Here is a 24186-nt window from a genome sequence, read left to right as displayed (position 1 = left end):
CGGTCCACCGTATGAAGAAAGTGAGCTTCGCCGAGTTCGGCGGTCCGGACGTGCTTCGGCTGGTGGACACCGAGGAGCCCCACGCGGGTCCCGGTCAGGTACGCGTCGCCGTGCGGGCGGCGGGCGTCAACCCCGTCGACTGGAGGATCCGTGAAGGCCAGTTCCAAGAGGTCCATCCGATCGAGCTGCCTGCCGGAGTCGGGCAGGACGCCGCAGGGGTGGTGGACGAAGTCGGCGAGGGCGTCGAAGGGGTGGAGGTCGGCGACCGCGTGTTCGGTGAAGGTTCGAGCACCTATGCCGAGTTCGCCGTGCTGTCGGCCTGGGCCCGTATGCCCGAGGGTCTGACGTTCGAAGAGGCGGCCGGGTACCCCTCCGTGGTGGAGACCGCGCTGCGCATCATCCGCCAGGTCGGTGTGCGGTCCGGGCAGACGCTGCTGGTCAGCGGTGCGTCCGGGGGAGTCGGATCCGCGGTGCTTCAGATCGCCCGCGACCGCGGTATCACGGTGATCGGCACGGCTGGGGCCGAGAACCAGGACTATCTGCGTAGCCTGGGTGCCGTCGCCACGACGTACGGCGAGGGCTGGGTCGAGCGGGTGCGGCACCTCGGCCATGTCGACGCGGCTCTCGATCTGGCCGGCTCGGGCGTGATCCGCGAGCTCGTCGAGCTGACCGGGGATCCGCGAAACGTGGTCTCCATTGCCGATCTCGGTGCGCCGGAGCACGGTGTCCGCTTCTCCGGTGTGGCCGGGAGCATGCCGGAAGCGCTCGCCGAGGCCGTCGGCCTCATCTCGCGCGGGCGACTCCGCATTCCGGTCGAGAAGTCGTACACACTCGCCGAGGCCGCGGCGGCGCACACCGACAGCCGTGCCGGCCACACGCGCGGGCGCCGGGTCGTGGTCGTCCGAAGCCTGCCCCCGGGGTCGTGAGGGCGGCTTGATGCGTCCGCACGTCGTTGCCCTGCGCGGTCAGCCGAACGCCACGACCAGGCGGACGCCGTCATCACCGAAGCGGCCTGCCAGCGCCTTCATCACGGCGAAGACATGCGGCCAGTGCGTTTCAGGACCCAGGACGGCGCCGACGGTCAACGGCTCGTACACGCACGTCACTTCGTCGGTGGACCACTCCACACCTCTGGTCGCGCTGCGCAGGTCCGCGGGCGGCTCGCCTACCGCGGACAGGGCCTGCGACGGCCACGGATCGGACACGAGCTGTTGATGCAGCGTCGATGGCGGAGATTTCGTGCGCCAGGTCAGCCGGCCGACGAACTGGTCAGGTGCGGTCGCGAGATCGAGCGAGGCGAGTTCCGCCCAGCTGACCCAGCTCGCGCCGCGCAGGTCGCCGGCCGCGACACCAGGCCCCAGCTGCGAGCGCACCCCGCTCGACAGATCGACGGGCAGGCCGCGGTCCGGTGCGAGCGGCTGAAAGCCCGAGTAGTTGCGCACTCCGAAGAGACAGCCGAAGGCCGCGTAGTCGGTCTGGTCGTACAGGGGCCAAAGGTCCATCGCGGCCACCCACGGTTCGCCGTCGTAGTGGTCGGTGTCGACGCCGGGGTGACGAAACTCGATGCCGCCATGGATGTCCGTACTCACGACGCGGCACGGTAACACCGCCGGGCGGACACTCGCGGAGTCCCCGATCCGCACGCCTCCCGCGCGAGCCGCCACGTCCTGGTGGGGCACCTTCGATGGCGGGCCTGTCGGGCGGGAGGCGGATGTGGCCGAATCGCCTTGCCGGCAGGGGGCGTTGGAGCTGATGGACGTTCCTATACTGACCGGATGATCAGCGTTCCGCTCAGCGCGCTCGAAGTGGCCATGGTCCAGGCGGGAGCCCGGGCCGCAGACACGTTACGAGACACCACCGAGTTCGTCCGACGCCTCGAGGACCTCGGGTACCAGCGGCTCTGGTACGCCGAGCATCATCATTCGCCGGCCATCGGAGCGTTCCCGCCCGTCGTCCTGACCGCTCACGCGGCCGCGCTGACGTCGTCCATCCGGCTCGGCTCCGGGGGCGTGCTCGCCCCGAACCATGCCCCGATCATGCTGGCGGAGCAGTTCGGCACGCTGGCCGCGCTGCACGGGGGCCGGATAGACCTCGGTATCGGCCGTGGGCCGGGCACCTTCGACGAGACCACCGCGCGAGCCCTGCGCCGTGGGGCCGGTCCGGCGACGGACGACGAGTACCGCGAGGACGTGGCGGCGACTCTGCGTCTCCTCGTGGACGAGGTCGCGCTCGGCCCGCTCCCGGAGCCATGGCTGCTGGCCTCCAGCACGGCCGGTGCGGCGCTCGCCGCGGAACTGGGACTGCCGATCGCCTTCGCCCACCACATCCGTCCGGACAACACCCTGCCCGCGCTCGCCCACTACCGCGAGCACTTCTCCCCCTCCCGCTGGTGCGCGCGCCCGCGCGTGCTCATCTGCGTGGAAACGGTGTGCGCCGACACGGACGAGGAGGCCGCCCGGCTCGCCGGCCCCATGAACGTCATCAAGGCCGGACTCCTCAAGGGACGGGGCGACCTCCCCTTCCCCACGCCCGACGAGGCGGCCGCTCACTCGTTCGCCCCGGAAGAGGCGCGGACACTAAGGGACTTCTGCGCCCAGCAGGCGCACGGCTCACCCGAGGCCGTCGCGAAGCGGCTGACGGATCTGGTGGACGTGACCGGTGCGGACGAACTCATGCTCGTGACGCCCGTCTACGCCTTGGCCGACCGGTTGAGGTCGTACGAACTCGTCAGACAGCACGTCGTGATGCCGACGGCGTCGTGAGGATGCCCTGCGGAGCGGGACGGGCGGGGTTCGCCGAGGCGAGGGCCGTCAGGCCGCCTCGATGATCCCGTCCCGGATCGCCTCGGCCCACTCGATCACCAGCAGCTCGTACTCCGTCCGCTCCTGGACCGAGAGGGACCCGCCCGCACGCAGCCACAGAGCGCGGATCTGCTCGTTCACCTCGGCAGCAGACCGCACGGAACCAGGGGTCATGGAATCCGGGGACACGCGGACAAGCCTAGGGGCAAGCACTGACACTGCGCTACCGCACCGCTACGCAGACCGTATGGGCTTGGTCACGGCCCGGCCGATCGGGGCCGGCCGGGGCGCGGGGGTTCTCAGCTCGCCGACTCGGCCGCGTGCGGGCTCAGCGCGCCCGCCGTGACCAGGGCGATGATGACGATGCCGAGGGCGACGCGGTACCAGACGAACGGCATGAAGCTCTTCGACGAGATGAACTTCATGAACCAGGCGATCACCGCGTACCCGGACGCGAAGGCGATCACCGTGGCGAACAGCGTCGGCCCCCACGCCACATGCCCGCTGCCCACCGCGTCCTTCACCTCGAACGCCCCGGAGGCGAGCACCGCCGGGACGGCGAGCAGGAAGGAGTAGCGGGCGGCGGCCTCGCGCTTGTAGCCCATGAACAGGCCGCCGCTGATCGTGGCGCCGGAGCGGGAGACGCCGGGGACGAGGGCGCAGGCCTGGCAGAGGCCGTAGACCAGGCCGTCCTTGACGCTGAGGTCGGTGAGGGTCTTGCGCTGCTTGGGCGCCCGGTGCCGCCCGCCCTTCTCGTCACGCGCCGCCAGGCGGTCGGCGATGCCGATGATCACGCCGATGACGATCAGCATGGTCGCGGTGACCCGCAGATCGCGGAAGGGCCCCTCGATCTGGTCCTTGAGCGTCACGCCCAGGACCCCGATGGGTATCGAGCCGACGATCACCAGCCAGCCCATCTGGGCGTCGTGGTCCCGCCGCATCTCCTTGTCGGCCAGTGACCGGAACCAGGCCGAGACGATCCGCCCGATGTCCTTGCGGAAGTAGATCAGCACCGCGGCCTCCGTGCCGATCTGGGTGATCGCCGTGAAGGCCGCGCCCGGGTCCTTCCAGCCGGAGAAGGCCGCGGTCAGCCGCAGGTGCGCGCTGGAGGAGACGGGGAGGAACTCGGTCAGCCCCTGGACGAGTCCGAGGACGAGGGATTCAAACCAAGACATGGAGGTATGGCGTCCAAGTGCTGAGTAGGCCGAGGGGTTCGGGGGGCGATCCCGCGGTGGTCCGACCATGATCCTGCGGTGGTCCCGCGGTGATCCGGCGGTGATCTTGTGCCGCGAGGGGCAGCGTACCGCCCCGCCGTGAAGGGCCCGACAGAGGGGTTGGGCAGGTGGGCGGGGCCGGGGGTGTTGACCGGCCGCGATGTCGCCACATACGTTGCAGCCGACAGGGAAAGCGCTTGCCGTGCTGGTCCGCGCACGCCCGCCGTCCCCGGAGGAGTGCTGATCACGCCCATGCCCCGCCCCACCACCCCGCTCACCGGCCGGCGCATCCGGGCCGCCGTCGTCGGCACCGGCGCCATCGGACGCGGTTCCCATCTGCCCGCGCTCGCGCGGCTCGCCGAGGAGGGCGAGACGGAGGTCGTCGCCGCCGTGGACGTCGACGCGCGGGCCGTCGAAAAGTTCTGCGCCGAGGCCGGCATCCCGCACGCCTACACCGATCTGCACCGGATGCTCGAGGAGCAGCGGCCCGACCTGGTGTGCGTCTGCACCCCGCCCACGCTGCACCGCGAGCAGTCCGTGGCCGCGCTGCGCGCCGGGGCCTGGGTGTGGTGCGAGAAGCCGCCGGTGCCGACGCTCGCCGACTACGACGCCGTGGAGGCGGAGGAGGGCACGGACGGCGGCCCGTACGCCTCGATCGTCTTCCAGCAACGCTTCGGTTCGGGCTCCCGGCACGTACGCGGGCTGATCGCCGAGGGGGCGATGGGGCGTCCGCTGGTGGCGCACTGCCAGACCACCTGGTACCGCGACACCGCCTACTACGCCGTGCCCTGGCGGGGCCGCTGGCACACCGAGGGCGGCGGGCCCGCCATGGGCCACGGCATCCACCAGATGGATCTGATGCTGGACCTGCTCGGCCCGTGGAGCGAGGTGCGCGCCATGGCCGGGCGGCTGGTCCACGACGTGGAGACCGAGGACGTCTCCACGGCGCTGGTCCGGTTCGAGAGCGGCGCGATGGCGACGATCGTCAACAGCGTCCTGAGCCCCGACGAGGTGAGCCGCATCCGCATCGACTGCGAACGGGCCACCGTCGAGCTCACCCACCTCTACGGCCACAGCAACGAGAACTGGCGCATCACCCCGGCCCGGGACGTGCCGGAGGACGAGGCCGCCGCCTGGCGGGACTTCGGCGCCGACGTGCCCAGTTCGCACCTGGAGCAGCTGCGGGAACTGGTCGCGAGCATGCGCGCGGGCGAGCGGCCGCGCAGCAGCGGGGCGGACGGGCGCACCAGCCTGGAGCTGATCACCGCGCTGTACAAGTCGGCGTTCACCGACACGACGGTGAAGGCGGGCGAGATCGGACCCGGCGACCCGTTCTACACGGCGATGCACGGGGGAGCGCCCGGCTGGGCACCCGTCGCCGCGGAGGAGGTGTCCGCGTGACCCGTACGAGCCGGCTGCGCGTCGTCCACGCCCACGGTGACCGCATCACCGTCACCGAGCCCGGCACCGGCGTCGAACTCCTCGCCTACGTCTACCGGCCGGAGGCCGCGTGGGAGGCGCCGAAGCCGTACCTCCACCCGATCCGGACCCTGGCCGGAGACGTCGTCACCGACTACCGGCCCAACGACCACCGCTGGCACAAGGGCCTCCAGCTGACGGCCTCGCACCTGTCCGGCGCCAACCTGTGGGGCGGCAACTCCTACGTCCACGGCCAGGGCTACCTCGAACTCCCGGAGCGGGTCGGCTCGATGGCGCACGTCGCCTTCGACGAGGTCGCCGCGCACGACGACCGCGTGGTCATCGCGGAACGGCTGACCTGGCACCCGTACAGCGGTGAACTGTGGGCGGAGGAGGCACGCCGGATCGAGGTGCACGACGTGCACCCGGCGTCGGGTTCCTGGGCACTGACCTGGACCAGCGCCATCACCAACCGGCGGGCCGAGCCGCTGCGCTTCGGCAGCCCGACGACCGCGGGCCGCGAGATGGCCGGGTACACGGGCCTGTTCTGGCGCGGCCCGCGAGCCTTCCGTGACGGCCGGATCATCGGCCCGGACGCCGAGGGCCCCGGCCTGATGGGCGCCCAGGCACCCTGGCTGGCCTACTCCGGCGAGCACGACGTCTCCGACGGGCACGCGACGCTCGTCTTCGCGCACGCTCCCGAGAACGACCACCTCGGCGCCGACGGCACCCACCCGGCCCACTGGTTCGTGCGCAGCGAGCCGTTCGCCGCCGTCGCGCCCTCCTGGGCGTTCTTCGACGAGCTGGAACTGGCCCCCGGCGACACGCTGCGCCGGCGTTACCGGGTCGTGGTGGCGGACGGGGCGTGGGAGCGCGCGGAGATCGCCAAGTACCTGGAGGCGCATCCGTGGTGAGCGGCGGGGAGTTCACGGGCCTGCCGGGCGGCGTCGCCGTCTCCCGGCTGTGCGTGTACGACTGGCCCGCCGCCGACGGCGTCCGCGGCGGAACTCCCCATCTGCACCTGGCCTGCTCGGAGGCGTACGTGGTCACCGGCGGTCGGGGTGCCGTGCAGACGCTCACAGCGTCCGGGTACGAGGTCACGCCCCTCGTGCCCGGCACGGTGGCCTGGTTCACGCCGGGGACCGTCCACCGGCTCGTCAACGAGGACGACCTGCGCATCACCGTCCTCATGCAGAACAGCGGGCTGCCCGAGGCGGGCGACGCGGTGCTCACCCTGCCCCCCGAGTACCTGACCGATCCGGAGACCTACGCCGCCGCGACCACCGTCCCGGCCGACGCGCCGGAGGCGGAACGGGAACGGATCGCCCGCGCCCGGCGCGACCTCGCGCTGGAGGGGTTCCGGGCGCTGTGCGAGGCCTCCGGCCCGGAGGCACTGGCGGCCTTCCACCGGGCCGCCGCGGCGCTCGTACGGCCCCGGATCGCCGAGTGGCGCGAGCGCTGGCGGCGCGGCGCGGAGGCCGCCGCGGCGGCGACGGGGGAGCAGCTCGACCGGCTCGAGCGAGGGGACGCCTCCCACCTGGCCGGTGCCGTGGTACGGGCCGAGCAGCCGTCGGAGTACGGGAGGTTCGGCATGTGCGGGCGGCTGGACGTGTACGCGCTCGACGCGCGTCCGGGGCCCGCCTGACGGCAGGGGCTACGCGGCCGTCGGACCCGTCACCGTCCAGCCCTCGGCCTGCGGATGGGCCGTCAGGTCCTCGTGGCGTACGGGCTCGCCGCAGGCCCGGCAGGTGACGAGCGGGACCAGTTCGTGGCCGCAGACGTGCTCGATCACCATGGGGCGGTCGTCGTCCTGGCGCAGGTGGCGGTCGCCCCACGCCATGAGGGTCATCAGGACCGGTTCCAGCTCCAGGCCCGCCTGCGTGGGCCGGTACTCGAAGCGCTGCGGGCGCTCGCTGTAGGACCGCTTGGTCAGGATCCCCGCGTCCACGAGCCGGCGCAGCCGGGTGGCCAGGATGTCGCGCGGGGCGCCGATGTTGCGCACCAGCTGGTCGAAGCGGCCGTTGCCGAGGCACACCTCGCGCAGGACGAGCAGCGAGTACTTCTCCCCGACGAGCGCCAGGGCGTCGGCGATGGAGCAGGGGCGCGGGTCTTTCGTGGCGGCCATGGGCCCAGTCTAGGGGAGGGTTTGATTTTCCAACTCTGAGAGCTATGGTGAGTTTGGTTTTCCTACTCACCGGTAGTTCCCGTAGTCGTGGAGGCCCGCACCATGCGTGACGCAGTCATCGTCGAAGCCGTACGCACCCCCATCGGCAAGGGCAAGCCGAACGGCGCCCTCGCGCACGTCCACCCCGTCGAACTCCTCGCCCACACCCTTCGCACCCTCGTCGAGCGCTCCGGTGTCGACCCCGCCCTGATCGACGACGTCATCGGCGGCACCGTCGACCAGGTCGGTGAGCAGGCCATGAACACCACCCGGTACGCCGCCCTGTCCGCGGGCCTGCCCGAGGCCGTCCCGGCCACCACCGTGGACCGGCAGTGCGGCTCCTCCCAGCAGGCGGTGCACTTCGCCGCCCAGGGCGTCATCGCGGGCGCCTACGACATCGTCGTCGCCTGTGGCGTGGAATCGATGAGCCGGGTGCCGATGTGGTCGAACGTGCCCCCCGGAAAGGACCCCTTCGGCCCCGGGATCGCCGCGCGCTACCCCGAGGGGCTCGTCCCGCAGGGCATCAGCGCCGAACTCATCGCCGCCAAGTGGTCCATCAGCCGCGAGCAGATGGACGCCTTCGCGGTCACCTCGCACCAGAAGGCCGCCGCCGCCTGGGACAGCGGACTGTTCGACGCCGAGATCGCGCCCCTGGACGGGGTCTCCCGCGACGAGTCCGTGCGGCCCGGCAGCACCCCGGAGATCCTCGCCGGGCTCAAGCCCGCCTACTTCGACCCGGGGTTCGCCGAACGCTTCCCGCAGATCGAGTGGAACGTCACCGCGGGCAACGCCAGCCCCGTCAACGACGGCGCCTCGGCGGTACTGATCACCTCCGCGGAGACCGCGCGGCGGCTCGGCCTGCGTCCACTGGCCCGGCTGCACAGCTTCGCCGTCACCGGCTCCGACCCGCTGCTGATGCTCACCGGCGTCATCCCGGCGACCGAGAAGGTACTGCGCAGGGCCCACCTCAGCCTCGCGGACATCGACCTCTTCGAGGTCAACGAGGCCTTCTCCAGCGTGGTCCTGGCCTGGCGGCAGGAGACCGGGGCCGACCTCGCCAAGGTCAACGCGCACGGCGGCGCGATCGCCCTCGGCCATCCGCTGGGCGCGAGCGGTACCCGGCTCACGACGACGCTCGTGCACGCGATGCGTGAGCGTGGCGCCCGTTACGCGCTCCAGACGATGTGCGAGGCGGGCGGGCTTGCCAACGCGATGATCCTGGAGGCCGTCTGACGGCTCGTCCAGGTCCTCAACGGGCGCGCAGGTGGTGGCGCTTGCGCCAGGCCACCACCGTGCCCACGAGCGCGGGTACGGCGATCAGGGCCATCGCCACCAGGAACGCCGGCGAGGTCGGCGCCGAGGCGCGGGCCCCGGCGACGGCGTACGCGGCGGTGTTCGGGACCGAGCCGAGCGCCGTCGCCAGCAGGAACGGCAGCCAGCCCATCCGGGAGACGGCGGCGCAGTAGTTCGCGGCCCAGAACGGCACGCCGGGGAAGAGCCGCGCCACCATCATCGAGCGGAAGCCGTGCCGGCTGAGCTGTCCGTCGGCCGCCTTCAGCCACCGGCCGCGCAGCAGCGGACGCAGCGCGTCCTGACCGAGCAGCCGGCCCAGCCCGAAGGCGACCCCGGCACCGAGCACGGTGCCCGTCAGTGCCGTCCCGAGGCCCACCTGGGAGCCGAACAGGGCGCCCGCCGCGAGGTTCAGCAGCGGCCGGGGCACGAAGGCCACCGTGCACAGTCCGTACGCCGCCGCGAACACGGCCGCCGCGGCGGCCCCGCCCAGCTGCGGCGGCCAGCCGTGCGTGATCAGCCGCTGCGGCTCGAACAGCAGCACGCAGGCCGCGGCGGCCGCGAGCAGTGCCAGGAGCAGCGACAGCCGCGACCACGGCGACAGCAGCACGCGCGTACAGCGGGCGGCCAGGCCCTGTCGTGGCGCCGGCACCGACCGTGCGGCGGGCAGGGCGGGGGAGAGGGGCGGGGCGGTCGCGGCCGTGGGGACGGCGACCGCGAACTCCGTGGCGGCGGCCCGGGGAGAGGCCGTGGCGGTGCCCCCAGAGCGGTTGGTGGCATCGAGCATCCGGTGACATTAACCGACGAACGTGTGTGATCGCCGTATGGAAGCTGTCGGTCGGGTGGCATCCGGGGCCGAGGACCGCGCGAAAAACCATTCGACGTGGGACGGAGCGTCGACCATGATCTGCGTCATGTTCCGGTACGCCTTCCTCCTCGCAGCATCCGCGGTCGCGGATGCCCCGAAGGCTGCCGTCCCGCTCTTCCTGGCCGCTGTCGACGGCGCCCGAAGCTGACCCTCTCCGGAACGTCCGGCGGACCCCGCAGGGGGAGGGTCGGCGAGTCCTCGGGGTCCCCATCTCTCCTGGATCTTTCCCGGATCTCTCCTACGCAGAGGCTTCGAGGTACCCAGCCATGCCCAAGACGGCATACGTACGCACCAAACCGCACCTGAACATCGGCACGATGGGTCACGTCGACCACGGCAAGACCACCCTGACCGCCGCCATCACCAAGTTCCTCGCCGAGCGCGGCACCGGCACGTTCGTGCCCTTCGACCGCATCGACCGGGCCCCGGAGGAGGCCGCGCGCGGCATCACCATCAACATCGCGCACGTCGAGTACGAGACCGACACCCGGCACTACGCGCACGTGGACATGCCGGGACACGCCGACTACGTCAAGAACATGGTCACCGGCGCCGCCCAGCTGGACGGCGCGATCCTCGTCGTCTCCGCGCTGGACGGGATCATGCCGCAGACCGCCGAACACGTGCTGCTCGCCCGGCAGGTGGGCGTGGACCACATCGTGGTCGCGCTCAACAAGGCCGACGCGGGTGACGAGGAGCTCACCGACCTGGTCGAGCTGGAGGTACGCGAGCTGCTCACCGCGAACGGCTACGGCGGCGACGCCGCCCCCGTCGTACGGGTCTCCGGCCTCAGGGCCCTGGCGGGCGACCCGCGCTGGACGGCGTCCGTCGAGGCGCTGCTCGACGCGGTGGACACGTACGTGCCCATGCCGGAGCGGTACCTGGACGCGCCGTTCCTGCTCCCGGTGGAGAACGTGCTCACCATCAGCGGGCGCGGGACCGTCGTCACGGGCGCCGTCGAACGGGGCACGGTCCGGGTCGGTGACCGGGTCGAGGTGCTCGGCGCCGGTGTGGAGACGGTCGTCACCGGTCTGGAGACCTTCGGCAAGCCCATGGCGGAGGCGCAGGCCGGGGACAACGTGGCGCTGCTGCTGCGCGGGGTGCCGCGGGACGCCGTGCGGCGGGGGCACGTGGTCGCCGCGCCCGGCAGCGTCGTGCCCCGGCGCCGTTTCTCGGCGCGGGTGTACGTGCTGTCGGCGCGGGAGGGCGGTCGTGCGACGCCCGTCTCCACGGGGTACCGGCCGCAGTTCTACATCCGGACGGCGGACGTGGTCGGGGACGTGGACCTCGGCGAGGCGGCGGTGGCGCGGCCCGGGGACACGGTGAACCTGACCGTGGAGCTGGGACGTGAGACGCCGCTCGAGCCGGGGCTCGGGTTCGCGATCCGGGAGGGCGGCAGGACTGTCGGAGCGGGCACGGTGACCGCCGTGTACTAGGCACAATGGGAAGGTGAACGAGCCCATACCCGTCTCCCGGGTCACCGACCACGGCACCGCCAAACTGATGCCGGACGTCGACCGGGAGCGGGCATGGCTGCTCACGGTCGACGGGGCCCCGCAGTCGTACGTGGACCTGGACGCGCCGACGCATCTGGAGTTCGAGTACGCGCGGCGGCTCGGATACGTGCTGGAGACCGTCGCCGAGCCGGGGCGGCCGCTGGACGCGCTGCACCTCGGCGGCGGCGCGCTCACCCTGCCGCGGTATCTCGCGGCCACCCGGCCGGGGTCCCGGCAGGACGTAGTGGAGGCCGACCGGGGGCTGCTGGAGCTCGTCGCCGAGCACCTGCCGCTGCCGGACGGCGCCGGCATCACGACGCACGCCGCCGACGCCCGTGCCTGGCTCGAGGCCGCGCCGGCCGGCTCGGCGGACGTGCTGATCGCCGATGTCTTCGGCGGCTCCCGGGTCCCCGCGCACCTCACCTCGCTCGCCTACGCCCGCGAGGCCGGCCGTGTGCTGCGCGTCGGCGGGGTGTATCTCGCCAACCTCGCCGACGCCGCGCCGTTCGCCTTCCTCCGCTCCCAGCTCGCCACCTTCGCGGCCGTCTTCGAGGAGCTGGCGCTGATCGCCGAGCCGGGTGTGCTGCGCGGCCGCCGGTTCGGCAACGCCGTGCTGGTCGCCGCGCACCACCCACTCGACACGGCGACCCTGGCCCGGCGCACCGCTTCCGACGCCTTCCCGGCCCGGGTCGAACACGGCGCCGCGCTGCGGGAGTTCACCGGCGCCGCCGCACCGGTGCGGGACGAGGACGCCGTGCCGTCACCGGCGCCGCCCGACGGGGCGTTCGGCATCGGCTGACCGGTCAGCTCGCCGTCGGTTCCCCGTGCAGCCGTACGGTGCTGAGGATCTTCATGATGGTCGCGGTGTCGACCTCGCCCTTCACGCCCTTGGCGCCGAAGATGTTGAACGTCACCAGGTCCCCGGCGGAGTTCTTGAAGCCAAAGCTGAGTGCCTTGCCGTCGCTCGCGCACTTGCCCTTGCGTGGGGTGTTCGTCGAATGTGCCCAGGCGTAGGCGCCCTTGACGCCCGCGGCGGTCGTGTACGAGGTGGCCTTCTTGTCGTACGTGACGCTCTTCTTGTCCGGCTGGGTGTAGCCGCCGTACACCCACGTGGGCGCTTCCCCGATCGCCGCGCCGTCCGGGCCCTTGGCGCCGCTCGCGCCCTTCGTGCCCGCCGCGGCCAGCGAGGTGTCCGAGGTCCGGCCGTCCTTGTCGTCGTCGGACGTGCACCACTTGGGCTTGTACTCGGCCGGTGCCGACATCGTGTCGACCAGCTTGCCGTCGGACGACTTCTCGTCGGGGAAGGCGATGTTGGAGCCCGGGGGGTCGACCTGCCAGTCGGCGGGGACGTCGAAGGCCGTGCCCCACCTCGGATTGACCACGACCTTCCAGCCCGCGACGGTCGGCTTGTCGGTCTCGTCGCCGCGCGGGTTGTCGTTCGAGGTGGAGGAGGTGGCGGTCGGCGAGGTGCTCGCCTTGCCGTTCGAGCCGCCTCCCTTGTCGTCCTTGCCGCCGCCCAGCACGAGGAATCCCGTCACGCCGGCCGCGACGACCACGGCGGCGGCCGCCACGATCGCGACCAGCTTCGTCCGGTTCCCGCCGCCACCGCCCTGCGGCGGCTGCGGCGGCTGGGGGGTGCCGACGGGTGCCGGAGCGCCCCACTGCGGCTGCTGCGCGTAGGGGTTGGGCTGCTGGTACTGCTGGTAGCCGGGCTGCTGGTACGGATTCGGCTGCTGGTAGCCCGGCTGCTGGTACGGGTTGTTCTGCGGGTTCTGCTCGCCCCCGGGCGGCTGCTGTCCTGGCCACATGGCACGTAACCCTAGTGGGTGACGTACGGGCTCTGGCCACGATCCGCTACTCGTGAGTAACATGGGGGTCATGAGCGCAGACCAGATGTCGATCGGCGAGCTGCTGGCCGCCACGGTGCCGATGGTGCGGACCCTGAACCTCGAGTACCTCGAGACCACCCCGGAACGGGCCGTGCTGTCCCTGCCGGACCAGAGCGAGTACCGCAACCACGTGGGCGGGCCGCACGCCGGGGCGATGTTCACCCTCGGCGAGTCGGCCAGCGGTGCCATCGTGCTCGCCGCCTTCGGCGACCAGCTCTCGCGTGCCGTGCCGCTCCCGGTCACCGCGGAGATCGCGTTCAAGAAGATCGCCCTCGGGCCGGTCAAGGCCACGGCGACCCTCGGCCGCCCCGCCGCGGACGTCGTCGCCGAACTCGACGAGGGCAAGCGCCCGGAGTTCCCGGTGACCGTCGCCATCCAGCGGGAGGACGGTGCCGTCACCGGGGAGATGACGGTGGTGTGGACGCTGCGGCCGAACAGCTGACCTCACGTTCTCAGGCTGCCCGCCGCCCCTCCTCCCGCCTGGCCGAGTCGCCCTCCGGTCCCGCGACGAACTCCTTGAGCCAGGCCACGCATTCCGGGCCCGGGCGGTCGCAGGCCAGGCGGACCACCGTCCGGAGGTAGTCCGCCCTGTCGCCGGTGTCGTAGCGCAGCCCGACGAAGACGACGCCGTGCACCGTGCCGTTCGCCGCGAGTTCCTGGAGGGCGTCCGTCAGTTGTATCTCGCCGCCGCGGCCGGGCGGCGTGCGCTCCAGGGTGCCGAAGACCGCCGGGTCGAGGACATGGCGCCCGATCACCGCGTAGGCGCTCGGGGCGGTCTCGCGGGACGGCTTCTCCACCAGACCGGTGACGCGCACGACATCGTCCTCGCCGGTCGGTGACACGGCCGCGCAGCCGTACAGGTGGATCTGGGCGGGGTCGACCCGCATGAGGGCGACCACGCTGCCGGCGTACCGGTCGCGGACGTCGAGCATACGGCTGAGCAGGGTCTCGCGCGGGTCGATCAGGTCGTCGCCGAGGAGGACGACGAAGGGCTGGTCGCCGACGTGCCGGCGGGCGCACAGGACGGCATGGCCCAGGCCGAGCGGGTCACCCTGGCGGATGTGGTGGATGTCCGCGAGGCGCGCCGGGTCCCGCACGGCGTCGAGGCGCACGGTGTCGCCCTTGGCCGCGAGGGCCTGTTCCAGTTCGTGGGCGTGGTCGAAGTGGTCCTCGATGGCGCGCTTGTGCCGTCCGGTGACCACGAGGATGTCGTCGAGGCCGGCCGCGGCGGCCTCCTCGACGGCGTACTGGATGGCCGGCTTGTCGACGACCGGCAGCATCTCCTTCGGCGTCGCCTTGGTCGCGGGCAGGAACCGGGTGCCCAGCCCGGCGGCCGGGACGACGGCCTTGCGCACCGTGCGGGAGAGGGCGGGGCCGGCTGGTGAGTGGGGGGGGCGATCATGCGCCCCATGCTGGGGCACGGGGATGAGAGCGCGCCGGGAGAGTCATGGGAGAAGCCTGTGGACGGTGCGTCATCCGGCTTTAGCCGACCATTGGTTGTTGCTTCCCGGACCGCCGCTTTCGAATGAGGGTGCGGATACCGCCGGTAACTCCACTGAATTTCCCGGACCCTGAACTTGGGTCACTCGAACTTCTTGTTTCCTGTGAGGCGCGTGTGCGAAGGTGAGCCTCCCGCGGGAGGGGCGAGGCCGGGCTCACGGAGGAAGGCCGAGCGCCCCTAAGGTACGCACCAATCAGCACTGATTTCCGCAGGGCGCGCATTCCCCGTGCCGCCTGCGGCTCGGAAGGAAAAGGTCCAGTGCAACCCCCTCACCCCCCACGCCCGCCGTACCCGCCGCGCCCCGGATCCGGACCAGGGGATTCCGACCGCGACCTCGTCGCCCAGCTGCGTGGCACGGCCGAGGACAGCCACCGCGCGGTCGCCCTGCTGCTGGCCCGGCACTGGCGCGCGACCTGCGACTACGCGGTCATCTGCCTGTCGACCTCCACGAGTTCGGCCCAGCTGGTGGCAACCTCCGCCTTCAGCCGGGTACTCGGCCGGCTGTCGGGCGGGGCGGTCGGTGGCGCCCTGCGCCCGCAGCTCCTGGTGGCCGTACGCGAGACGGTCCGGGCCTGGGCCGCCGACGACGTGATTCCCATCGTCCTGCCGGAATTGCGCAAACCCAACGGCGGCCGAGGTCTACGCGCGGCGATGCCCGGCACCCCCGAAAGGCGTCAACTGGCCGAACGCGCATTCCGGGCACTCCCGGGAGCCTCGCAATGCCTTCTGTGGCACACCGAGGTCGAAGCCGAACCGATAAACATACCAGCCGGTCTGCTGGGGGTCGACACCGCCACCGCGTCGGCCGCTCTCAAACAGTCCCGTGAGCAATTCCGGGTGGCCTGCGTACGCGCCCACCGGGAACTCGCCCCCACCAAGGAATGCCGCTTCTACAACCGTCTGCTCGAGGTCCCCATTCACCGGGGCGCCGCCCTGTTGCCCGATGTGCGACGGCACCTGGTGGAGTGCCGGTACTGCCGGTACGCCGCCGAACAGCTCAGCCACTTCGCGGACGGCCTCGACGTGCTGCTCGCCGAGACCGTGCTCGGCTGGGGCGCCCGCCGCTATCTCGACTCGCGCGCGGGGCGCGGCACCGCCGAGGAGCGGCCGCCCGCGCCGGTCCCCGTCCACCCGGCGGCCGGTGGACGTCACCGCACCGCGTCCGGAGGTCGTCGCCGCAAGGCGCTGGTGATCGGCGTCGGTCTCACCTGCCTCGCGCTGCTCGCCACCGTCCTCGCCGCGAGAAGCTGGTCCGACGAACGCGGTGTGCCCCGCCCCCACGCGACCTGGGGCGCCCCCAGCGGCAGTTCCGCCCGTCCGAGCGCCGGCCACGAGGCGCCCCCGGTGCCGTCCCCGTCGGCCGCCTCCGCCGGCCGGACCGTCGAAGTCGGCCAGGGCAGGCTGCGCAGCCGCGCCGCCGGGCTGTGCCTGGACGTGCGCGGCGGCCGGGCCCGGGACGGAGCCCGCGCGCTGCTCGCGGCGTGCTCCTTCGCCCGGTCCCAGCAGTGGTCGTACGAGGACGACGGAATGCTGCGCAACGGCGCCGATCCGGCGCTGTGCCTCGCCGCCGACCCCGACACCCGGTCGGTCGTCCTGGCCGGCTGCGTCGTGCACGCCGGTGAGGTGTCCTACGACCTGACCGTCCGCGGCGAACTCCTGCTCCGCCGGCCCGGGCGGCTGGCCGTCGCCCCCGGTTCCGGCGCGTCCCGCACCCACGTGACCGTCACCGCCCGCGACGGCTCCGAGCGGCAGCGGTGGACGCTGGAGCCCTTGACCGGGCAGGCACCGCCGAAGGCGCCCGGCGGCGGGACGCCCCGGCAGCCGGCGCCGGAGCAGACGTCCGCCCCCGCACCCCCGGGAGCGGACGCACCACAGGACCGGCCCGCGCCGCCGCCCGAGGACCACCGCACCCGCATCGCCCAGGTCGGCTGCTGCGCGGACACCGGACCGGCCGAGACGTCACCGGCACCGCCCACCGATATCGTCGGGTCGCTCACCGCACCGGTCGGCGACCTCGCCTCCGTCCCGTCCGGCGTGACCGGGAGCGTGACGACCGTGGTGTCGGCATTCGGCTAGCCCTCACCCGTCACTGGCCGTTACTTCAATGGTTTACGTTAATTTTCCCTGATTCGTGTTTCGCCCGCGGGAATTAGGGAGCCGTGCGGTTTCCCGCGGGCGTCGCCCCGATCGAGCCACGGCGCGGCGGACATGCGGATTTAACAGAGTGCGGCGCGGCGGCCCGGTGTGTTGCGCAGGGGTGAGTGGGGGGTGAATCCCCGGACGCTTTGACGGGCTTGCGGTGGTGTGGTGCGTGCCCGGGTGTGGCCTGCGCGGTGGTGGGACTGAAGGGAATTGCTCGGATTTTCGGCTCTTGCGGTGAGTTCCGATGGCTGGCCGAATCAATTCGACGGCATGGGGAAGGCCCGCGCCGATATTGACCGGCGAGTAAGTCGCTCGCTAGTTTCCGGTGGCCTCGCACAGGAGTTCACCGTCGCACAAGTCCCCCACCGTAGTGGTCCACCGATTTTCTCGGAGCATCATGACGTCTGCCGTGCGCGCCCTGGACCTGATCATCTGTGTCACCCCTTTCGGAGAACCCGATGCCAGGCTCGCCGCGGCGGCATCCCGGGCCGGCGGACTCGGCGTCCTGGACCTGGGAGCCGGCGACCGAAGAACCCGTGAGGCGCTGGCTCGCCTGAGACGGATGACCCCCGGGCCGTACGGGGTGCGGGTGGCCGCGCACTGCCGGATGCGGCCCGAGGGCCTCCTCGCACCTGGCACGACGGGCCCGGGGGAGGAGCGTGCGGGCGCACGGGGCACCGTTGTGCGGGCGCCGGACACCGTGGTGCTGGCACCGGACGCGCCGTGGCGCGTCGACGAGATCGCCGCTCGCCACCGGGTTCTGGCCGAGGTGACGGACCTGGACGCGGCCCGCGAGGCGGTCCGCGCCGGGGCGCACGGACTGATCGCCCGGGGCGGCGAGAGCGGCGGCCGCATCGGCTGCCTCAGCACCTTCGTACTCCTCCAACAGCTCCTGACCGAACCGGACTTGGGCGTGCCGGTGTGGGCCTGCGGCGGCATCGGGCCCCGTACGGCGGCGGCCGCCGTGGCCGGCGGGGCGGCCGGGGTGGTGCTCGACGGCCAACTGGCCCTGCTGGCCGAGTCCGAGCTGCCCGAGGCGACGGCCGCCGCCCTGCGTTCCCTGGACGGCTCGGAGACCGTCGTGGTGGGCGGGCACCGCGTACTGCGCCGCCGGGGCCCGCACGCGCCGCCCCTGCCGGATGACGACCCGGCGGCGGTCGCGGCCCTGCTCGGCGCCCAGGACCCGCACCACCAACTGCTGCCGGTGGGACAGGACGGGTTCCTCGCGGCCCGTTTCGCCGAGCGGTGGCGGGACGTGCGCGGCACGGTACGCGGGCTCACGGCGGCCGTGCGGGAATCGTTGGCGGAGGGTTCGCCGGCCGAGTCCGGTGACGCTTCCCCCGCGAGCGCTCCCGGCGGTGCCCTGCTCCCCGGCTCCCCGATGAGCCGGGCCCTCGGCACGCGACTGCCCGTGGCGCAGGGGCCCATGACCCGGGTCAGTGACCAGGCGGGGTTCGCCGCCGCCGTGGCCGACGGGGGCGCGCTGCCGTTCCTGGCGCTGGCCCTCGCGAGCGGCGAGCAGGCCCGGGCGATGCTGGCCGAGACCCGGGCGGCGCTGGCGGGCCGGCCGTGGGGCGTGGGCGTGCTCGGGTTCGCGCCGGAGGACGTCAGGAACGCCCAGCTCGAAGCCGTACGGGAACTGCGGCCCAGCCACGCGGTCATCGCGGGCGGCAGGCCCGCGCAGGCCGAGGCGCTGGAACGGGCCGGGATCAGCACCTTCCTGCACGTGCCCTCGCCGGGCCTGCTCCGGCAGTTCCTCCAGGCGGGGGCCCGCCGGTTCGTGTTCGAGGGCTCGGAATGCGGCGGCCACGTCGGACCACGGGCGAGCTTCCCGCTGTGGGAGGCCCAACTCGCCGTCCTGGAGGAGTTCCTGGCCGGCACGGACGACGAGACCGCCCGGCGGATCGAGGTGTTCTTCGCGGGCGGCGTGCACGACGAGCGCTCGGCGGCGATGGTCGCCGCGCTCGCCGCACCCCTCACCGCCCGGGGCGCGGCGGTCGGCGTCCTCATGGGAACCGCCTACCTGTTCACGGCCGAGGCGGTCGAACGCGGCGCCATCCAGCCCCTGTTCCAGCGGCAGGTCGTCGCGGCGACCACGACCGCCCTGCTGGAGACCGCCCCCGGGCACGCCACCCGCTGCGTGCCCAGCCCCTTCACCCGCGACTACCGCGACCGGGAGGCCGAGCTGCGCGCCCGGGGCGTACCGGACCGGCGGATCTGGGAGGAGCTGGAACGGCTCAACGTCGGGCGGCTGCGCATCGCCAGCAAGGGCATGGACCGGCGCGACGGCGGGGAACTCACCCCCGTCGACGAGCGACGCCAGCTCCACGAGGGCATGTTCATGGCCGGAGACGTGGCCGTCCTGCGCTCGGCGACCACCACGATCGACACCCTGCACCGCTCGGTCACCGACGGCGCGGCCGGCTTCCTCGCCGACCGCACGCGGCGCCTGACCGAACGGCTCGGCACGGACCGGACCGCGCGACCGGAGGCGCCCGCCCCGCTCGACATCGCTGTCATCGGCATGGCCTGCATGTTCCCCCAGGCCCCCGATCTGCCCGCCTTCTGGGCGAACGTCGTCACCGGGCACGACGCGATCACGGAGGTCCCGCCCGAGCGCTGGGACCCGGCCGTCCACCACGCCGACGGCAACACCACGTCCAAGTGGGGCGGCTTCCTGCCCCCCGTCCCCTTCGACCCGCTGAGCTACGGCATCCCGCCCGCCTCGCTCGGCAGCATCGAACCCGTCCAGCTGCTGTCCCTGGAGGCGGCCCGGCGCGCACTGGACGACGCCGGATACGGCGACACGGGACGGGAGTTCGACCGCTCCCGCACCTCCGTCGTCTTCGGCGCGGAAGCGGGCAGCGACCTGTCCAACGCCGCCACACTGCGCGCCGTACTGCCGTCCTACTACGGAAAGGTGCCGGACGGGCTGGAGGCACAGCTGCCCCGGCTCACCGAGGACTCCTTCCCCGGCATGCTCTCCAACGTCATCTCGGGCCGGATCGCCAACCGCCTCGACCTCGGCGGGGCCAACTACACCGTCGACGCCGCCTGCGCCTCCTCACTGGCCGCGGTCGACGTCGCCTGCAAGGAACTCGTCGCCGGGACCAGCGACGTGGTCCTGTGCGGCGGCGCCGACCTGCACAACGGCATCAACGACTACGTCCTGTTCTCCTCGGTGCACGCGCTCTCCCCGACCGGCCGCTCGCGGGCCTTCGACAGCTCGGCCGACGGCATCGCGCTCGGCGAGGGTGTCGCCTGCGTCGTCCTGAAGCGGCTGGCGGACGCCGAACGCGACGGCGACCGGATCTACGGCGTGATCAAGGGGCTCGGCTCCTCCAGCGACGGCCGCTCACTCGGCCTGACGGCGCCCCGGCCGGAGGGGCAGCGGGCCGCGCTGGAACGGGCGTACCGCAACGCCCGCGTCTCGCCCGCCGAGGTCGGTCTCGTGGAGGCCCACGGCACCGGCACCGTGGTCGGCGACCGCACCGAACTCACCATCCTCAGCGAGGTCTTCGGCACCGCCGGCGCCGACGCGGGCGGCTGCTCGCTGGGCTCGGTCAAGTCGCAGATCGGGCACACCAAGTGCGCCGCCGGCCTCGCGGGCCTGATCAAGGCCACGCTCGCCCTCTACACCGGCGTCAAGCCACCCACCCTGCACGTCGAGATGCCCAACGCCGCCTGGCGGGAGGGGGAGAGCCCCTTCGCCTTCCATACGCGGGCCCGGCCGTGGGCGGCCCCGGCCGGGGAACGGGTCGCCGGGGTCAGCGCGTTCGGCTTCGGCGGCACCAACTTCCATGTGGTCCTCAGCGCTCACGGCGACGCCGTACCGCCCGAGCAAGCCATGGACGCCTGGCCCGCCGAGCTGTTCCTCTTCCGGGGCAAGGACCTCCCGGCGGCCCACCGCGCCATCGGGGAACTGCTGACGGCAGCCGAGGCCGAGGGACGCCCCTGGCGGCTGCGCGACCTGGCGTTGAGCGCGGCCGGGCGAGCCGACGCCTCCCCGGAACCGGTGCGTGCGGCGATCGTGGCGAGCGACGTCGACGGCCTGACCGGGCAGCTGCGCAGGGCGCTGGCGGGGGAGCACGACCCGGCCGCCGGCATCCATCTGGCGCGGCAGGAAGAGACCTTCGCGGAGGGCAAGGTCGCCTTCCTCTTCCCCGGCCAGGGCAGCCAGCGCCCCGGCATGTTCGCCGAGGTGTTCCTCGCCTTCCCCGAACTCCAGCGGTTCCTGGAACCGGCGCCGGAGCACGCCGAGCGGATGTATCCGCCCGCCGCCTTCGACGAGGCCGGACGGGCCCGGCAGCGGGCCGCGCTCACCGACACCCGGGCCGCCCAGCCCGCGCTCGGCATCACCGGCCTCGCCGCGCACGCCCTGCTCACCGCCGCCGGCGTACGGCCCGACATGGCGGCCGGACACAGCTACGGCGAACTGGCCGCCCTCTGCGCGGCGGGCGCCCTCGACCCGGAGACGCTGCTGGAGCTCAGCACCGAACGCGCCACGGCGATCCTGGCCGCGGCGGGCGACGACCCCGGCACCATGGCCGCCGTCGCCGCCGGCGCCGAGGACGTCGAACAGGCCCTGCGCGCCTCGGGCGCACCCGCCACGGTCGTCGTCGCCAACCACAACTCGCCGGAGCAGACGGTGATCTCCGGCCCCACCGAGGACGTCGCCACCGCCGTACGGCTGCTGCGCGCCGCCGGACACACCGCCAAGGGCGTCCCGGTCGCCTGCGCCTTCCACAGCCCCCTGGTGGCGGGCGCGGGCGAGCGGTTCGCCAAGGTCCTGAAGGACAAGGCCGTACGGCCGCCCGAGTTCCCGGTGTGGTCCAACCGCACCGCCGCCCCCTACGACCCCGACCCCGACGCCGTGCGCGCCGGACTCGCCGCGCAGATCGGCGCCCCGGTCGCCTTCGTCCGGCAGATCGAGGCCATGTACGAGGCGGGGGCGCGGACCTTCGTGGAGGCGGGCCCCGGCACGGTCCTCACCCGCCTCGTCCGGCAGATCCTCGGCGACCGCCCGCACCGCACCGTCGCCTGCGAGCCACGCGACGGCAGCGGCCTGCGCGGCTGGCTCGACGCGCTCGCCCAACTCGCCGTCTCGGGAAGGCCGGTGCGCACCGCCTGGCTCCTGAGAGGACGCGACGCCGTCGACGCGGTCCGCACACCGGCGCCCAAGCGGCCCGGGTGGACGGTCGACGGACAGCTGGTCCGCACCGCCGCCGGAGACCTCCTCCCCGATGCGCTCGCACCGGCCCGACGAGTCGTGGAGACGACTGTGACGACGAACCCCCCGCACGGTGCCCCGCACGGCGCCCCCGCCGACCGGGACGCGTTGATCTCCGAGTTCCTGCGCACCAGCCGGGAGATGATCGCCGCCCAGCGAGACGTCCTCCTGACCTACTTCGGCGCGGCACCGGGCGCGTCGATCCCCGCGCCCCCGGCCTCCGGGCCGCTGCCCCAGACCGCGCCCGCCCAGCTGCTGCCCGCGGATCTCCCGCCCGCCGAAGCCGCCGTGCCCCGGCCGCCGGTGCCCGAGCCCGCCCAGGGCAGCGGCGCGCCCACGGACGTCGACGTCCAGCGTGTCGTCCTGGAGATCATCAGCGAACGCACCGGCTACCCCGTCGACATGATCGAGCCCGACCTCGACCTGGAGGCGGACCTGAGCATCGACTCGATCAAACGGGCCGAGATCGCGGGCGAACTCGCCAAACGGCTGGGCATCGGCGGCGCCACCGACCTCCAGACAGCGCTGGAAGACGCCGAGTTGGAGGAACTGGCCAAGGCGAGGACGGCCGCGGCGGTCACCGACTGGCTGGCGGCGCGGCTCGGCGCGGCCGACGATCGAACGGCGGCCGGACCGGAGGCCACCCCCCGGCCCGCGGAGGAGCCCTCCGGTATCACCGGCGAGGCCCCGAAGCGGTTCGAGCTCCGCCCGGTGCCCCTGCCCGACGGCCCGCCGGACCCCACCGCCGTCCTCGCCGGGCAGCGGTTCGCCGTCCTCGGCGACGGCGCCGGCGCGGCGGGGCAGGTCGAGGCACGGCTCACCGGATACGGTGCCCACGTCGTGACCGCCGGCCGGGAGCACCTGCTCACCGAGACGGACGGCCCACTGGACGGCGTCCTCTACCTCGGCGCGCTGCCCGGCACCGACGTCCCCGTCCTGCCGGACGCCTTCCCCGTCCTGCGGGCCGCCCTGGCCCTCGGCCCGCGCCGGCTGCTGGCCGCCCGGCCCGCCGACGGCCCCGACGCACTGCCCGCGGCCGGGCTGTACGGCCTGTTCCGCACCATCGCCCGCGAGTACCCGCAGACCCTCGCACGGGTCGTCGGCCTCGACGACACCGCCCCGTCCGCCGTCGCCGACGCCCTGCTCGCCGAGCTGCTCGCGCCGGCGTCCGAGCAGGCGGCCCCCGTCGTCCTGCGCACGGCCGGGGGCCGCCACGGCATGGAACTCGTCGAGGCACCCCTGGGTCCGCTCGGCACCACCGGCGCGGGTCCCGCGGGGGACGGCGCCGCCGAGGCCGCCGCGCTCGGCCTCGACCGGGACTCCGTGGTGCTGCTGGTGGGCGGCGCCCGCGGGATCACCGCCAGGTTCGCGGCCACGCTCGCCGCCGCCGGCCGCTGCCGCATCGAACTGATCGGCAGGACCCCCGCACCCACCGGCCCCGAGGACCCGCGGACCGCCGCCGCCCGCACCCCTGCCGAACTGCGCGCGGCGCTCGCCGCCGGCGCGGAGGGCGGCCCGCGCACGCCCGCCGAGGTCAACCGGGCCGCCGAACTCCTCCTTGCGCAGCGGGAGATCACCGCGACGCTCGGGGAGCTCGCCGCGCTCGGCAGCGACGCCCGCTACCGCTCCGTGGACTTCCGCGACCGGGACGCGGCGCTCCAGGCGGTCAAGGAGATCCACGCCGAGCAGGGCCGGCTCGACGGGGTCGTGTTCGCCGCCGGAGTGATCGAGGACCGGCTCGTCGCCGAGAAGACCGCCGAGTCCTTCCAACGGGTGTACGGCACCAAGACCGCCGGAGCGGCGACCCTGCTGGCCGCCCTGGAGGAACTCCCCACCGGGCCGGGCTTCGCCGTCCTGTTCGGCAGCGTCTCCGCCGTCCTCGGCAACCGCGGCCAGGCCGACTACGCGGCCGCCAACGACGCCCTGGAGGACCTCGGCGCCGACTGGGCGGCCCGCACCGGCCACCGCGCGCTGACCGTGCACTGGGGACCGTGGGCGCCCACCGGCGGCCACACCGGCATGGTCAGCCCCGAACTCGGCCGGGAGTACGCCCGGCGCGGGGTGCGGCTCATCGACCCCGAAGAGGGCACCGCGGCCCTGCTCCGGGAACTCGCATGGGGCGACGAGTCGGCCCGCGCGGTCGTCTACACCGCCTCGGGCTGGTGACGTGAC

Annotated in this window: 18 protein-coding genes; 11 read left to right on the top strand and 7 right to left on the bottom strand. The window is 73.3% G+C overall.

Translation table 11 applies throughout. From position 1 onward, the window contains the following. Positions 1 to 11: 11 nt before the first annotated feature. The gene (locus ACFY01_RS06955; RefSeq protein WP_390734593.1) at positions 12 to 926 is read left to right on the top strand and encodes an NADP-dependent oxidoreductase; all 915 of its coding nucleotides are present in this window, start codon (positions 12 to 14) and stop codon (positions 924 to 926) included. Between the two features lie 39 nt (positions 927 to 965). On the opposite strand, the gene ACFY01_RS06950 is transcribed toward ACFY01_RS06955, so the two are convergent. Then, complete coding sequence (locus ACFY01_RS06950) at positions 966 to 1589, bottom strand: hypothetical protein (RefSeq protein WP_390734592.1); 624 nt, start codon at positions 1587 to 1589, stop codon at positions 966 to 968. A gap of 186 nt (positions 1590 to 1775) precedes the next feature. Here ACFY01_RS06950 and ACFY01_RS06945 point away from each other — a divergent pair, with 186 nt between their 5' ends. Next, a complete protein-coding gene (locus ACFY01_RS06945) occupies positions 1776 to 2762 on the top strand; it encodes an LLM class flavin-dependent oxidoreductase (RefSeq protein ID WP_390734591.1) in 987 nt (328 codons plus the stop codon). Between the two features lie 48 nt (positions 2763 to 2810). Here the strand turns inward: ACFY01_RS06945 and ACFY01_RS06940 are convergent, their stop codons facing one another. Next, positions 2811 to 2990: a hypothetical protein gene (locus ACFY01_RS06940; protein WP_390734590.1), complete on the bottom strand. Its 180-nt coding sequence runs from the start codon at positions 2988 to 2990 to the stop codon at positions 2811 to 2813. A 110-nt stretch (positions 2991 to 3100) separates the two neighbouring features. After that, the gene (locus tag ACFY01_RS06935; protein ID WP_390734589.1) at positions 3101 to 3976 is read right to left on the bottom strand and encodes an undecaprenyl-diphosphate phosphatase; all 876 of its coding nucleotides are present in this window, start codon (positions 3974 to 3976) and stop codon (positions 3101 to 3103) included. A 291-nt stretch (positions 3977 to 4267) separates the two neighbouring features. Here ACFY01_RS06935 and ACFY01_RS06930 point away from each other — a divergent pair, with 291 nt between their 5' ends. From ACFY01_RS06930 to ACFY01_RS06920, 3 genes are read left to right on the top strand one after another with little or no spacing between them, the layout of a single operon-like run. Continuing rightward, entirely contained in the window at positions 4268 to 5416 is a 1149-nt protein-coding gene (locus ACFY01_RS06930) for a Gfo/Idh/MocA family protein (RefSeq protein ID WP_390734588.1), read from the top strand. Beyond that, the gene (locus ACFY01_RS06925) at positions 5413 to 6348 is read left to right on the top strand and encodes a PmoA family protein (protein WP_390734587.1); all 936 of its coding nucleotides are present in this window, start codon (positions 5413 to 5415) and stop codon (positions 6346 to 6348) included. The genes ACFY01_RS06930 and ACFY01_RS06925 overlap by 4 nt, the downstream gene beginning before the upstream one ends. Beyond that, positions 6342 to 7079, top strand: coding sequence for a cupin domain-containing protein (locus ACFY01_RS06920; protein ID WP_390734586.1), 738 nt, complete (start codon positions 6342 to 6344; stop codon positions 7077 to 7079). Before ACFY01_RS06925 ends, ACFY01_RS06920 begins: the two co-directional genes overlap by 7 nt. A gap of 9 nt (positions 7080 to 7088) precedes the next feature. On the opposite strand, the gene ACFY01_RS06915 is transcribed toward ACFY01_RS06920, so the two are convergent. After that, positions 7089 to 7559, bottom strand: coding sequence for a winged helix-turn-helix transcriptional regulator (locus ACFY01_RS06915; protein WP_390734585.1), 471 nt, complete (start codon positions 7557 to 7559; stop codon positions 7089 to 7091). 102 nt (positions 7560 to 7661) lie between these two features. Here ACFY01_RS06915 and ACFY01_RS06910 point away from each other — a divergent pair, with 102 nt between their 5' ends. After that, positions 7662 to 8831 (top strand): thiolase family protein, encoded by a 1170-nt coding sequence (locus ACFY01_RS06910; RefSeq protein WP_390734584.1) that lies wholly within the window; start codon positions 7662 to 7664, stop codon positions 8829 to 8831. A gap of 16 nt (positions 8832 to 8847) precedes the next feature. Here the strand turns inward: ACFY01_RS06910 and ACFY01_RS06905 are convergent, their stop codons facing one another. Then, the gene (locus ACFY01_RS06905) at positions 8848 to 9675 is read right to left on the bottom strand and encodes a TVP38/TMEM64 family protein (protein ID WP_390734583.1); all 828 of its coding nucleotides are present in this window, start codon (positions 9673 to 9675) and stop codon (positions 8848 to 8850) included. Between the two features lie 347 nt (positions 9676 to 10022). Between ACFY01_RS06905 and tuf the strand changes: the two genes are divergently transcribed. Beyond that, positions 10023 to 11192: an elongation factor Tu gene (gene tuf, locus ACFY01_RS06900; RefSeq protein ID WP_390734582.1), complete on the top strand. Its 1170-nt coding sequence runs from the start codon at positions 10023 to 10025 to the stop codon at positions 11190 to 11192. A gap of 13 nt (positions 11193 to 11205) precedes the next feature. After that, positions 11206 to 12051: a spermidine synthase gene (locus ACFY01_RS06895; RefSeq protein WP_390734581.1), complete on the top strand. Its 846-nt coding sequence runs from the start codon at positions 11206 to 11208 to the stop codon at positions 12049 to 12051. Between the two features lie 4 nt (positions 12052 to 12055). Here the strand turns inward: ACFY01_RS06895 and ACFY01_RS06890 are convergent, their stop codons facing one another. Next, positions 12056 to 13060, bottom strand: a complete 1005-nt coding sequence (locus ACFY01_RS06890; RefSeq protein ID WP_390734580.1) for a hypothetical protein — start codon at positions 13058 to 13060, stop codon at positions 12056 to 12058. 85 nt (positions 13061 to 13145) lie between these two features. Between ACFY01_RS06890 and ACFY01_RS06885 the strand changes: the two genes are divergently transcribed. Next, positions 13146 to 13583 (top strand): DUF4442 domain-containing protein, encoded by a 438-nt coding sequence (locus tag ACFY01_RS06885; protein WP_132855047.1) that lies wholly within the window; start codon positions 13146 to 13148, stop codon positions 13581 to 13583. A 10-nt stretch (positions 13584 to 13593) separates the two neighbouring features. Here the strand turns inward: ACFY01_RS06885 and galU are convergent, their stop codons facing one another. Next, entirely contained in the window at positions 13594 to 14562 is a 969-nt protein-coding gene (galU, locus tag ACFY01_RS06880) for a UTP--glucose-1-phosphate uridylyltransferase GalU (RefSeq protein ID WP_390734579.1), read from the bottom strand. Between the two features lie 338 nt (positions 14563 to 14900). Here galU and ACFY01_RS06875 point away from each other — a divergent pair, with 338 nt between their 5' ends. Both ACFY01_RS06875 and ACFY01_RS06870 read left to right on the top strand, forming a co-directional pair. Beyond that, entirely contained in the window at positions 14901 to 16718 is a 1818-nt protein-coding gene (locus ACFY01_RS06875; RefSeq protein ID WP_390734578.1) for a ricin-type beta-trefoil lectin domain protein, read from the top strand. A gap of 463 nt (positions 16719 to 17181) precedes the next feature. Further along, positions 17182 to 24180: an SDR family NAD(P)-dependent oxidoreductase gene (locus ACFY01_RS06870; RefSeq protein ID WP_390734577.1), complete on the top strand. Its 6999-nt coding sequence runs from the start codon at positions 17182 to 17184 to the stop codon at positions 24178 to 24180. Positions 24181 to 24186: the final 6 nt, after the last annotated feature.

This window comes from Streptomyces sp. NPDC001480 (assembly GCF_042894725.1).
Lineage (GTDB): Bacteria > Actinomycetota > Actinomycetes > Streptomycetales > Streptomycetaceae > Streptomyces.
The sequence above is the reverse complement of the archived record's forward strand: the minus strand, read 5'-3'. Positions and strand labels throughout refer to the sequence as shown.